The organism is Caballeronia calidae, assembly GCF_900044055.2.
In the GTDB taxonomy this organism is placed as follows: domain Bacteria; phylum Pseudomonadota; class Gammaproteobacteria; order Burkholderiales; family Burkholderiaceae; genus Caballeronia; species Caballeronia calidae.
On record NZ_FCOX02000015.1, the window covers coordinates 67,768 to 81,220 of the forward strand.

The window sequence follows — 13,453 nt, forward strand, 5'->3', positions numbered from 1 at the left end:
CTCTTTAGCGCTTTTATGCATCGGGTTGTCCGGCACGCGGTACATCGCTCATGGCGTCCGGTCCAGCGCGAGTTTTGCGACGAGCGCGCGGCGCACGCCGTCGAACAGCCGCACATAGCCTTCGACGCCCATCGACAGCACTTCCTTCAGGCCTTTGAGCGGCGCGTCTTCGTCGGTGCGCTCGTCCCAGTCGAGCCATGCGTCGGCGCGCCCGAACGTGCATTGCACGAGACGGCGCTCGTCATCGAGACTCAAGGCATCGAAGCGCACGCCCAGATGCGAGCCCGCGAGACGCGTCACGCGCACGGGAAAGTGGAATTGCCGCTCGCCCCGGCTCACGACCACGCCGAGCGTGTCGCCCGGCTCCAGCGACAAGCCCGCATCCACGATCAGGCCGAGGCCTCCCGTCGAGTAGTCGCTGGTGGTGCATGCGGCCGTGCTGCCGTCGGGGAGCACCAGCATCGCCGGCATGCGCATGGCGATGCGGTGCGTGACCCGCACCTGCCTTGCCTCGCGCGCGACGCTCATCGCCGCGCCGAGCATGACCAGGTTGTAGGTGGTCCAGAACACGTTCATCAGGATGGTCGGCCCTTCTTCGCCCGCGTCGGCCGCGAGGCGGTAGAGGCCGACTGCCATCGCGAGCGCATTCACGCCGAGCAACACGAGATAGGGCTTGCTCATCACCCAGTCGATATAGGTTTCTTCGATGCGTCCGCCCTTGTCGGTCACGTTGAACTTGCCGTGCTTCGGGCTGAAGAACGCAATCGTCGTGGGGAGCGCGATATACCAGGCGAGCACCGACTCGTACACCTCCGCCCAGAACGAATGGCGGTACTTGCCCTGCATGCGCGAGTTCGCCACGTTGGCGATGACGATATACGGCAGCACGAAGCTCGCGATGGTCGTCGCGGCGGCGTTGATGAAGTACATCCCGAAGAAGAGGTACCACATCGGCATCGTCAGGAACACGAGGCGCGGAATGCCATAGAAGAAGTGCAGCATCGCGTTGCCATAGCACAGGCGCTGAAAGAAGCCGAGGCCGCGTCCGAGAAACGGATTGTCGATGCGGAAAATTTGCGCCATGCCGCGCGCCCAGCGCGTGCGCTGCTTGATGTGGCTCGCGAGGCTTTCGGTGGCGAGTCCCGCGGCCTGCACCGTCGGCAGATAGGCGGTGGTATAGCCGCGCCGGTGCAGCTTCAGCGCCGTGTGGGCATCCTCGGTCACCGTCTCCACGGCAATGCCGCCGACTTCTTCGAGCGGCGCACGCTTGATGACCGCGCAGGAGCCGCAGAAGAACGTCGCGTTCCACAGGTCGTTGCCGGCCTGCACGAGCCCGTAGAACAGGTTGCCTTCGTTCGGCACACGGCGGAACGTGCCGAGATTGCGCTCGAACGGATCGGGCGAGAAGAAGTGATGCGGCGTCTGCACCATCGCGCATTTCGGATCGGCGAAGAACGTGCCCATCGTCGCTTGCAGGAAGGAGCGCGTCGGAACGTGATCGCAGTCGAAGATGGCGATGTACTCGCCCTCAGTCTTCGCGAGCGCGCGGTTGATGTTGCCCGCCTTCGCGTGCTGGTTGTCGTCGCGCGTGATGTAGCCGATGCCCGCCTCGCGCGCGAGCGCCTCGAACTCCGGGCGATGTCCGTCGTCGAGCAGATAGACGCGCAACTTGTCCGCGGGCCAGTCGATGCCCTGCGCGGCGAAGAGCGTCGGCCTCACGACGCTGAGCGGCTCGTTGTAAGTGGGAATGTAGACATCGACGCTCGGCCAGTCGGCGGGATCGTCGGGCAGGCGCGAGACCGCGCGCTCGAGCGGCCACGCGGTCTGCACGAAGCCGAACAGCAGGATCATCCAGGTATAGGCCTCCGCGCCGAACAGCGCATAGCCGACGATGGCTTCGCCCGGCGTGCGGAAGGTGAGCGTCTGCGTCGTGCGCCACCAGACGTAGCGCGCCATCACGAGCAGCGCGAGCGCGGCGAGCATCAGCACCGGCATGCGGCCCGGCAGACGGCGGATCGCGAGCGCGAAGACCGTCAGCACGGCGAAGAACACGAACTGGCCGCCGGCGGCGAGCGGCGACGTGCCGACGAACATCCAGAGCAGCGCGCCCACGCCGACGAGCACCGGCAGCAGCAGACGTGCGCGGCCGATGCGCTGCACGCCGACTTCGAGTGAGTCGCCCCAGCGCGTCCAGGGCAATGCGTCGAGCGCAGCGGCGACGCGCCGCCGGCACCAGCGGATCGTGACGACCGCCGGCGCAAGAACGCGCTCGACGAAGTTCAATACGGCGTGCACGCGCGCCGGGATGTTTCTGGCGTTCGCATCGGCTCGCGGCGGCTGCACGAAAGCGCGCAGCAGCCATTCGAGCGGGCTGTGCACGTCGATGACACCCCATTCGGCCGCCCAGCGCAGCACGAAGGCGCGCAACAGGTCCCGGGCGATATCGCGCCGGCCCGCGCGCGGCGGCTTGAAAAAGAGCCGCACGCACCAGTCGAGCGACGAGCGCTCGTCGGGCAGACCGAAACCGCGCGCGATCCAGCCGATGGCGCGCTCGCGCAATCGGGGGCGTTCCGCGCGCGGCTCACGGCGGTTGTCTTGCGTCATGACGGCGCTCTCGCGGTGTGCGCGGGCAGCCACGCATCGACGTGTTGCGCGAGCCCGTGCAGGTCGTGCGAGGCCTGCGAGTGCGGCGCTTCGTCGAACAGCCAGCCGCCGCGCGCCAGGGATTCCGGCATCGCCGCGTCCAGATGGATGCGCTGGGCGACGGGCGTGCCGCCGGCCGCGACGCGCAGCATCGCGAGCACGTCGCGTTGCATCTCGCGCGCGGGATTCAGCCGGTTGACGACGAGCCGCACATCGGCGCACGACTCACGCAGCGCGGGAAGGTGCGCGACGAACGTCGCACACGCGGCGGGCTCGGGCGGGCACACGCACAGCACGAGATCGGCCGCGCGCGCGGCGTGATCGGCCTGCGGCGACGGATAGCGCGGTGTGTCGATCAGCACGACACCCGTGTCCGCGAGTCCGATCTCGCTGATCGCGCCTGCGAGCCATTGAGGGTTCGCGGCGAGGCGCGCGCTGCACGCGGCAGCCTCGGCAAGCGTGAGTTGTCCATGCGGCACGAAGAGAACGCCTTCGTCGTTGCGCCAGGTGTGCGCATGCCAGACGTGCGACACGTCGATCAGTGCCTGCGCGATGCCATCGCTCGCGAGCGTATCGAGACCGAGCCAGCTGCCAAGGATGTTCTGTGGATCGAAGTCGAGCGCGACCACTTCGCGTCCGCGGCGCGCGAGCAGCACCGCGAGCGACGCGGCCAGCATCGTGCGGCCCGCGCCGCCGGCCGTCGAAACGATTGCGATGGTTTTCATGCGCGGCCCTCGGCTTTCGCGGAATCGGTCGAGGCCGATGCCGTGGGCGGCGCATCCGCTTCCGGCACGAGCCGCGTGTTGAGCGCGACGGCTTCGATGCGGCACGGCACTGCGTCGCGCACATCGAAGTCGCGTGCGGCGGCCATGCCGCGCCGCGCGCCGCCGCGCTGCCAGACGATCCACGCGGGCACGCCGGCCAGCGCGCCGAGCACAACGGAAATCAGCAGAATGTCCATGGTTCACCTCCTCGAAGCGGCGAGCGGCATGCGCGCGGGCACGGCGCGGCGCGCGGCGGGCGAGGGGGCATCGCCTTGCGCGGTCCTGGATGCCTCTGCCTGCAGAACCTGCTCCAGCGCGTGGAGCTCGCCGCGCGCGCGGCGCACGGATTCGGGTTCGGGCTCGGCTTCTGACGCAGTGGCCCGCTCCGGCGAGGCGGGCGCGCGCGTCGTGAAAAGATCGCTGTAGTCGGCTGCGGACGAGCGCCGGTTGGACGCCTCCAGCGCCTTCAGCTCCGCCGCGATATCCTCGTTCGCCAGGTACGCGACCTCGGTCGCAATGTGCGTCGCCGGGCCGTTCAGGATGCGTGCGAGCGCGGCCTCGGCATCGGCGAGACGGCAGGCGAACAGAAACACGTAAAGATGCGCTGCATCAGCCGTGAAGACATCGCCCGCGCGGCGCGGCTGGCATTGGGCGAGCGCGTCGACGTGCGCGAGCGTAGGCGGCAACGTCAGCTTGACGAGCACATGCGGCAGGCGCAGCATCGCGCCGCGCGCGAAGGCGCCGTTCGCATGGGCGCAGAACGCGCCGACGCTCAGATAACCCGTCGCGGCCTCCGCGAGCGATGCGGCGAGCGCGGTCCGGTAATCGGACATCAGCGGTCGCGTATAGAGCTGGCCTTGCAGCGATTGCAGCAGCGATTCGATGCGCGAAAACGGCACGTCGCGCCCGATCACGAGGTTGGCGCCGAGGCTCAACATGAGCAGCTCGTACTGATGCCGCAGCACCTCGCCGCGTTCGACCACCGCGATCTTGAGCGCCCGGCCGCATCGGCGTCTCAACAGATGCACGGCGGCGCACAGCGCCTCCAGTTGCGAGCCGTCGCGATGCGCCAGCACGACGGTTGCGCCGCGCGCGACCTCGCATGCCGCGACCACCGCGTCGCGATCGTCGAGCACTTCCCACTCGCGCGGCACCCACGGCTCGTCGCCGACTACCGCGCGGCTCACGACCACGCGCTGCTCGTCGTACGCGATACGCACCGCATGATGCGTGTCGGACGGTTGCTCGTGCGGCGCGACGGTCAGTCGGCCGTCGTCGGTGAAGCGCAGCGGGCGCACATCGCCGGTCATGAGCGCCGTGCCCGTGCGCCAGAAGTCCACCTGCCACAGCAGTTCGCCGTGCGTGCGCCTGATGCGCGCGACGCCGGAACACGCGCCATTGAGCTCGCCATGCCCGGCGGACGCGACCGCGTCGTCCAGGCCGAAGGATTCGTCGATGCCGGTCTCGCTCGCGCCGGCGTGCGGGCCGAGCAGCAACACCATCGTGATGCCGCGCGCTTCGCACCAGTTCGCGAGCAGCCGCCCCTCGCGCGCGAGCGCGGCCGGATCGCCCCACGTGAACCAGCGCTCGGCGCCTTCGACGAGATAGAGCGCATTCGAGCGAAAGCCGAAGCGCTTGAGCGCGCGCAGCCCGCCGAAGAGACGCGCGAGCGCGAGCGGCTGCGTGTCGTCGGCGGCTCCATCGTCCGTCATCGCGAGCACGTTCAGGCGGCGCGGCCAGCCAGCCGCGGTCGTGCCGGAGAAGCCCAGTTCGCGCAGGCGCGCGGCGGCCTGCGCGCGTTCGCGCGCAAGCACCACGGTCACATGACGCGTGTTTGCCGCGCGTGCACTGGCCCAGATGAGCGCGTCGCATTCGGGCGAGCGCGGCGCGACGTGCACCGCGTAGAGTGCGCCCGGCATGAGCGTCGCCAGATCGACGGGCAGCGCGTCGACGGCGAGACGGCCGGTCGGGCGCCTGCCACGCGCCGTGCGTGCGCGGACGAAGCTCGATAGCGCGGTCAGCACATCCGGCGCGGATCGTGAAGGCGAGGCGCGCGATGCGCCGTCGGGTCGGTTGGAGTCGTTGCTCACGCTGAAATCCGTTCCTGCAATCGATGACGCGTCTCGCGCGCGGGCGTTGTCCGAAGCATGTCCTGGCGTCCGTTCAATAACTCGAATAGAGACGCACCGGCGTCGGGCTGATGCGGTAATCGTCCTTGCGCGCGGAGAACGCGATGCGTGCGTAGATCATCCCGGAACTCGGCGCATAGTCATGCGAATGGTCGATGTTCAGGCGCGCGCCCATGACGAAATACGGATTCACGCGGTACTGCACGACGGCGGCGAATCCGTACGAGAAGCTGACGCCGCGCGTCGAGCTGCCGCTGAAGACGTTGCCCGACTGATCCGCGAGCGGCGCAAGACCCGCCACCGACGGCAGGCCGTTCGGAAAATACGGCGAGTCCTTCTCGTAAGAGTTCGATACGCCGACCGTCGCGGTCACGTCCCACGTGAAGCCACCGCGCCGCCCGAGCCACTCCACCGGCACGCCGAGCGAGAGATAGCGCTGCGGGCTGTAGTAGCCGCCTTGCCCGTACGTGTAGTAGCGCAGATTGTCCGTGTAGTGCCAGGCGTTACCGACGAGACCGGTCAGCACGCGCATCGTCGCCTGCTTGTATATCGGCACGTTGAAGCCGGTCCTGAGGATGAACTCCTGATTGCTCGCGACGTTGCGCCCGGTCAGCTCGCCCACGCCGAGATCCGCGAAGGTGCTCACCTGACCGATGTCCGCGCCTACGTGCACGTCGATGCCATCGCGGCGCACGCCGCCCCACACGGTGTGCGTGAGCGGATCGGTGAGACCCGCATACGACAGCTCGCTGCTCGTGACCGCGCGACGCGACGCCGAGACGGACAGGCTCGCCGGTCCCGCGTCGAACCGATAGCGCAGCCCGCCGACGAGGTAATGCACCGGAAAGCCGATGGGCGTCGAGCCGAGATCGACGCGCCACGCGTCCGATGTGTAGCCGACGCCGCCGCCCAGGCCGTTCGCGTGCTGATGCAGATCGCCCTGGGTGACCGGCGAGCCATCCAGGTATTTGAGCAGCTTCGTGTAGGAATCCGGCTTGCCGTCGTAAAAGCCTGACGTCGTGCCGAAGGTTTGCACCGCGTACGGCACGCTCGGCGGCACCAGCGGGTCCACCGGATTGGGCACCCAGCTCGTGTCGAGTGTGCCCGCGTCGAGATGCACCGCATCGACGTGTGCGAAGAAATGCCCGTCATAGCGATACGGAATCTGCACGTACACCGGCACCTGCTGGGCGTGATATTCGGACACGCCCGCATCGCCCGACTTGTACGCGGGGATCCACGCCGTCTCCACTTCGGGATCGCGGCGCTGCTCGAGATCGTCGAGCGCGGCGCGCCCGGGCGTCGTACGGATTGCGCCGGCCGGCGTGCTGAAGCTCTGGCCGTTTGCCGAAGCGAGACCCGCCGCGCGCTCCTGTTCGACGGACAGCCGGTACAGCGACGCGGCGGCGTCGTACTGGCCGAGATCTTCGGCGACGCGGCCCGCCTGCACGGTGACGTCCGCACGCGCCGGATAGGCGACGCGCAGCGCCTGCGTGATGCCGTTCGCCTCCTGCGGGCGGCGCAGCGCGGTCAGCCGCCGCGCGACGGACAGGCGCGTATCGACGTCGTCGGGCGGCGTGGCGTCGGCTACGCGATGCACGATGGCAAGGGCTTCCTCGCGCGCGCCGCCTTCGCCGAGCACGCGTGCGAACGCGAGCTGCGTTTCGGGATCGTCGGGCGTGCGGGCGAGGACAGGCGCAAGCACGGCGCGTGCTTCGTGATAGCGGCCCTGAGCACGTGCAAGATCGGCCAGTTCGAACGCATAGCGCTTGTCGCGGCGGCCGGCGTCGCTCACCGTATCGAGCAAGGCGCGGGCGCGGTCATAGCGCGCGGCGTCGATCGCTTCGTCGGCCTGACGCAGCGCGAGGCGCAGCGCCTGATCCTCGAGACGCTCCGATTGACGCGGCGTGAGCCCGCCATCGCGGCGAAGTTTGGCGTGCGTGGCCGCGAGCGCGTCGTCCTGTCGTGCGCTGCCGAGCAGATCGCCGTAGCGCAGCCGCACATCCGTATCGGTCTGCTCCGGATGCGCGGCCATCCAGTCCGCCAGCAGCGCGAGACCGCGTTGCGTCTCTCCCTGATCGATGTACAGCGAGCCGATCGACGCGAGCATGTCGGGATCGTCTTTCGCCAGCTTTTGCGCGGTTTCGAGCGATTGCCGCGCGGCGGCGGCATCGCCGGTTGCCAATGCGGCGCGCGCCGAGGCGAGCGCCTGTTGCGCGTCCAGGTTGCGGGCGAGCGCGCGCATCGCGTCGCTGCGCTCGGACTCGGGCACGGAAGCAAGCGCGGCTTGCGCGCCCGCGAGATCGTCGAGCGAATTGCGGTAGAGCGCGCTCGCATAGCCCATTTGCGCGCCCGGTGCGCGCGCGAGGCCGTCGTCCATGACCGCGCGGCCGAGTTGCGGAAGGCCGAGATTCTGATAGAGGCGCGCGAGTGCGAAGCGGGTCCACGGCTGGTCCGGATCGATGCGCAGCGACGCTTCGTACTTCTGCGCCGCCGGGCCGTTCTGCCCGCGCGCGACGAGCTGCTGCGCTTCGCTCGCGACGAGTTCGGCGCGCATTTGCGCGAGACTCTGGCGATCGTCGGCGGCGGTGAAACGGCTTTGCAGCGCATCGATGAGCGCTTCGACCTGATCGGCGCGTCCGGTGTGTTCGAGCAGCGTGCGCGTGCTGCGCAGCGCGGACATGCTCGGCTCGCGGCCGGCGAGCTGCGCGCGCAGGATCGGCTCGGCGGCGCGCCAGTCGCCTTGCGCGAGCAGCGCATCGGCGAGCAGGAGCTTCGCGTCGGCGCTGGCCGGCTCGACCGAGAGCGCCTCGCGCGCGAGGCGTTCGGCGTCCCGCGGCTTGCCCGCGTTGGCCGCCTCGCGGCCGCGGGCGAGCGTGCCCCAGAGTTGCGCGGTGCGCGCGAGGCTCTGCCACTTCGCGCGATTGTCCGCCGCGAGCGCCGCGGCGCGCTCGAACAGCGGACGTGCTTCATCGCGCCTGCCTTCGCGCATGCGCAGCAGGCCGAGGCCGCCGACGGCTTCGGCATCGTCCGGCCGCGTGGCGGCGGCGCGTGCGAGCAGCGGCGCCGCCGCGGCGAGATCGCCACGCGCGAGCGCAGCCAGCCCACGCTCCCGCGCAATGTAGTCGGGATCGCGTTCGAGCCGGCGCTGTGCCTCGATGCGCGCGTCGAGCTGATCGGCGCGATCGCGGAATTCGGCGTCATCGGGCACGAGCACGAGGTACGCGCGCAACGCCGGCAGATAAGCGGTGTCCGCGCCCGCAGACTCCAGCACGTGACGCCAGGCGTCGAGCGCGGCATTGCGGTCGGTGTCCGTGCGCGTCGCGAGATTCCATGCGATGCGGTTCGCTTCGGCGCGCGTCGCGCTGTCCGCGTTGAGCAGGCGCGCGAGCGTGAGCGCGGCGTGCACGTCCGCCGGGTCGGCGGCGACACGGCGATGCAGCGCGTCGAGCGCTTCCTTGCGGCGCGCCGGCGTCGCCGCGATGATCTGGTAGTACTCGGCGCCCAGCGCCCCCGACGGCGCGCCATGCGGCAACAACGCGACGAGCCGGCGCGCGGCCTCTTGCGTCTGGCCGCTGCGCGACAGCAGGCGGATGGTCGCCATCTCCTGACGTCCGCTGCCGGCGACGCGAAATTCGTCGTCGATCTGCTGGACGAGCGCGCCATCCGCGCCGCCTGCTTTCATGCGCGCGAGCGCCGCCTGGGCAGCCTGCGTCTTGCCGAGGCGCAATTGCGCGAGCGCGAGCTGGGCGAGCAGACGCGGATCGCCCGGTGCGATCAACAGCGCCTTGTCGATGGCTTGAAGCGCGAGGTCATCGCGATGCTTGTTGGACCAGACACGCGCGGTGTCGTAAAGGCGCGCGGCCATGGGCGGCATGGGCGCTTGCGTTGCCTGAGCCGATGGGCGTGAAGCGAAGCCCGCCTGCGCAAATTCGCCTGCCTTTTGCGAAGGCGATGAATTCGACGCGCCCACGGCGGGCGGCATCGCGTGCGCGGACATCGCGGCCCATTGCGCCGCGCAGACGAAGCTCGTCGATGCGAACGCCGCGCCGATCGCGTTCCGCTTCAGTCGTGGCGCTCGCATCATCGACCTGCTCCGCATTCGAGCGCGGCGGCCTTCAGCGTGCCATCGGACGCGAATCGAAAGCGGCCTTCGCGCCATCCGAGCCCGAAAAGCGTCAACACGCTCGTGTAGTAACCGGGCGCCGATTCGCGCTCAGCGCGCGCCGCCTGCGCATCCGCGAGCGCGCGCTCGCCGCGTGCGGCGAGAAACGGCACGGCGGCGGCGGAGAAGCCCGCGTTGCCGTCGTTCTCGCCGGGTTTGCCGGTTTGCGTATCGATGCGCTCGGGCGGCGCGCCGTGCCGCTCGATATGGGCCGCGAACGGTGCGAAATGTTCGAGCAGTTCCGTTCGCGCGGCGTCGCCTTCGCCGAGCATCCCGGCCCACAGATACACGCGTATCGCGTTGTAGGCGCTCTCGGCCTGCGTTTGCTGATCGCCCGCGAAGCCCTGATTCGCGCGATACATGGCCCAGTCGGGCGAGAAGCCGCGCGGCGCGGTGTCGATCAGCATGCGCACGCTCGTCGCGGCGAGACGCGGCCAGCGCGCATCGCCAGGCAGGCGTGTGCCGATGCCGCGTATCACCTGCAGCGGCCCATAGCTCGGATTGACGCGCCACGTGTCGGCGGCAGGATGAAAGCCTGTCGGTCCCGGCAGCAGCGTGAGGCCGAGGCCGGGCAGCGTGGCCGCTTCATCGTCGAGCACGCGCGTCGCGAGCATCGCGCCGCGTGCCGTGTAGCTGCGCTCGCCCCACACGCGGCCTGCTTCGAGAAGCGCGTAGGCAATCCACAGGTCCGCGTCCGATGCGGGGTTGGCATCGAGCACGCGCAACTGGCCGGCGTCGTCGCGGCCCCATAGCCAGGCGGGCAAGTGCGAGGTGAGATCGCCTTGCGCGAGCTTGTCCTCGGTCCAGTGCAGGATCGTGTCGAAGACTGCGCGTTCGTTCGCCACCAGCGCGAAGAAGAGCGCGTATGACTGCCCTTCGGAGACGGTGCGCGCATCGGCTGAGCCGACGTCGATCACGCGGCCGTCCTTCGAGATGAAGTCGCGCTTGAAGTTTTCCCAACGCATCCAGGACGATGCGCAGACGAGCGGACGATCGGCCGTCGACCCAATGCGCGGCGTGTCGTCCGTGACACTTGCCGCGAACGCTTTTGCACCGGCGACACTCAACACAAAGCCGATCGAAGCTGCGCAGAGCGCGCGCGGAGAAACCCGAGCCATCATTCAAACGCTCCGGCGACCGTGCCCGCCACGCGGCAGAGAAGAAGACCCGCCATCGCTCAGATACCCTTGCGGCGCGCGGCCAGTTCCTGAAGCGCCGTGAACGCGGCGATCGCGAGCAGCAGACCCGCCAGCACACCGGCTACGCCGAGCAGGGCAGGGTGCCGCACCGCGAAGCTCCACAGCTTCGCGTACCACGGCACATAGCCGATGACATAGGTATCGCCGACGCGCATGCTATCGACGACACCCCGCCGCACGAGCGACACGTCGCCTTGCACCTGCGAAACGCGGTCGGACCTTTCGAGTACGTCGAGCAGATCGGCGAGGCGGCCATCGCCGGTCGCCGCCAGCGCGACGACGCTGCGTCCCTTCGTGCCCGGCGCCTCGAAACCCATGAGCGCGGCGAGCGGTCCGCTCTGATCGAGCGATGCGCCGCCGTGCGTGACGAGCTTGCCGTCGCGCCAGCGTTCGCCGACCGAGAACGACGCCCGCGCGATGCCATCCTTCGAGGCCGCCTCGCCGACGCTCCCGATCGACAGCGGCAGCGCGTCGCGCCAGCGCGCGAACACCGGCGAGGACGACGTGCCGCCGATCACGAGCAGGTCCTTCTGTGCGAGGCCGGGGACGTCGGCCGGACGGGCGATCGTCACCCGCAGTGCCGGGAAACCCGTCCACTGGCCCATGTGACCCAGCATCGTCAACATCGTCTCGAGCTCGGCATCGGTCGGACGATCCGGAATCACGACGGCCGTTTGCGCCAGGTCCGCGACCCGCGTGAACGGGAAGCCGCTGTTGGCGAAGAAGGCGAGGTTCGGCATCTGCGCGTAATGCACGAAGCCGGAGAAGTCGATGGTCGAATCCGGGTCCACCGCCGCGCGTGCCGGATTGTTCTGCACGCCCGCGCACAGCCCGGTCTTTTGCGAATCCAGATTGAAGCGCAATTGCAGCTGGTTCGAGCTGCCCACACGGAACGCCGGAATGTCGAGCGCGCTGGCCGAGCCGCTGTTCAGGCCGGAGAGGATCGGCAACTGAAACCGGCCCTGGCTGTCGTCGGTTCGGGCGACCGGCAGGCGGAACGATTTCACCAGCTGATCGTTGATGTCGACGGCGAGCGTGGAGTTGTTCTGCACCGTCGGCGCGGTGTAGCGGTACTTCAGATTGAGCGGCACGCCTGCGCTGTTCCAGGCGAACAGGTCGGCGGGCACGCGCAGGTTGAGGCGGATCGGCTCGGGTGTCCCCCCCGCGACTTGCAGTTGCGACGGGTCGCCGATGAGGTCCTTGAAGGCGACGGCGCGATCCGTGGGCAGCCATCGCGGCGCGTCGTAGGGCTCGCGCGGCTTGCCGATGTCCACGTGCGCGACCTTGACCGACGCACCCGACATTGCCGCGCGGCCGAGCACCAGCGCGAACACCGCGTCGTCCACTTCGGCCGCGGTGCGTCCGGTCACGACGAGCAGCTTGCGGTCTGTCGATGCGGGGTTGTCGGTGACGAAGATCGTCGGGCCGTCGATGTCCGGCAGCGCACCGCGCGCCGACAATTCCGCAGGCAACTGCGCGCGCGTGCCGATGACCGCCGCGTGTTCGTTCGCCGGCAGCGTCGTGCGTGCCGGGAAGCGCGCCTGACGATAATCGGCGAGCGCGCCGAGCCACGAGGCGAGCACGCCCGCGCTCTTCAAGGTCGCGCTGTCGGGCGATGCGGGCAGCACGAACGGCAGCGTGAGGCGGCTCACGTCGCGCGCATCGAAGAAGGGTGCGGGAAGGAGGGCGAGATCGTTCGGCAGTCTGATCGGCGCGGTGTCGAGGATGAATTCGCTCGTCGGGCTGACGTCGGCCCACAGCGCGCTGTTGGCGGGGTCCTCGCAGTGCTCCAGCGTGTAATGCCCGATGAAGCGCAGGCCGAACTGGTTGTAGTCGGTGAACAGATGCGGATCGACGGGGATGTCCTGCGTGACCATCGTTCCGGCGTGTTCCTTGTCGAAGGGCACGGTCGCGATCACTTCGTTGTTGATCGACACCTTGATGTGCGAGAGCGCGAATGCGAGCGCGGGCGAATACGTGTAGCGCAGACGCAGGCGCGCGCCGGTCACGACGCGATCGAGCCGCACCCCAAGCGCGACCGAGCGCGCGTCCTCGAGACCGCGCAGCCGTAGCGGCTCATAGGCGCCGAGCGCCGAGAAGGGCACGCGGATCGATTGCGCATCGCTGGCGGCGATGGCAGCGGACACTTGCGAAGGTGCGGCGGCGGCAGGCGACGCGGCGGCGTACAGTGCGCCGATAGCCGTCGCCAGGGAGAGACAGAGCGAGCGGACCGTATTCATCGACGAGTCTTGTTTGAGTATCGCGACTGCGTACCGTGTCTCGCTACGGTCGCAAGCATCGTATAAATAGCAAGCATTTCTATCAACCCCGCGCATCCTTCGTAAAAGGCCACGTCTCGACATGGCCAAATCATCATTCACTCAGCGTCCGTCCTTTTCTGCCGCGAAATCACGTACCGGCAAACGCAGCGGCCCGATGCGCGGCTTCTTCGCGTTGCGCCATTCGCGGGACGAAATCGCGGCTCGCTGGAACGTCAGAGGCAGCGCGGCAGTGACGATCGCCATCGTGATTTGCGCTATCACCTGGGGCATG

General features: G+C 68.9%; 8 protein-coding genes. All 8 read right to left on the reverse strand.

Going from position 1 to position 13,453, the window contains the following annotated elements; all coding sequences use genetic code 11:
• Positions 1–48 precede the first annotated feature (48 nt).
• Positions 49–2,604: a UDP-forming cellulose synthase catalytic subunit gene (gene bcsA / locus AWB78_RS15965; protein WP_082883318.1), complete on the reverse strand. Its 2,556-nt coding sequence runs from the start codon at positions 2,602–2,604 to the stop codon at positions 49–51.
• Positions 2,601–3,368: a cellulose biosynthesis protein BcsQ gene (gene bcsQ / locus AWB78_RS15970; RefSeq protein WP_062605857.1), complete on the reverse strand. Its 768-nt coding sequence runs from the start codon at positions 3,366–3,368 to the stop codon at positions 2,601–2,603. Before bcsQ ends, bcsA begins: the two co-directional genes overlap by 4 nt.
• A complete protein-coding gene (locus AWB78_RS15975) occupies positions 3,365–3,604 on the reverse strand; it encodes a hypothetical protein (RefSeq protein ID WP_062605859.1) in 240 nt (79 codons plus the stop codon). The genes bcsQ and AWB78_RS15975 overlap by 4 nt, the downstream gene beginning before the upstream one ends.
• A gap of 3 nt (positions 3,605–3,607) precedes the next feature.
• A complete protein-coding gene (gene bcsE, locus AWB78_RS15980) occupies positions 3,608–5,497 on the reverse strand; it encodes a cellulose biosynthesis protein BcsE (RefSeq protein ID WP_062605861.1) in 1,890 nt (629 codons plus the stop codon).
• A 73-nt stretch (positions 5,498–5,570) separates the two neighbouring features.
• Complete coding sequence (locus AWB78_RS15985) at positions 5,571–9,620, reverse strand: cellulose synthase subunit BcsC-related outer membrane protein (protein WP_074173460.1); 4,050 nt, start codon at positions 9,618–9,620, stop codon at positions 5,571–5,573.
• Positions 9,620–10,819 carry a cellulose synthase complex periplasmic endoglucanase BcsZ gene (bcsZ, locus tag AWB78_RS15990; RefSeq protein WP_062605980.1) on the reverse strand — a complete coding sequence of 400 codons (1,200 nt, stop codon included), beginning with the start codon at positions 10,817–10,819 and terminating at the stop codon, positions 9,620–9,622. The genes AWB78_RS15985 and bcsZ overlap by 1 nt, the downstream gene beginning before the upstream one ends.
• A gap of 59 nt (positions 10,820–10,878) precedes the next feature.
• Complete coding sequence (gene bcsB, locus AWB78_RS15995) at positions 10,879–13,140, reverse strand: cellulose biosynthesis cyclic di-GMP-binding regulatory protein BcsB (protein WP_062605865.1); 2,262 nt, start codon at positions 13,138–13,140, stop codon at positions 10,879–10,881.
• 141 nt (positions 13,141–13,281) lie between these two features.
• Complete coding sequence (locus AWB78_RS46515) at positions 13,282–13,452, reverse strand: hypothetical protein (RefSeq protein ID WP_157697518.1); 171 nt, start codon at positions 13,450–13,452, stop codon at positions 13,282–13,284.
• Position 13,453: the final 1 nt, after the last annotated feature.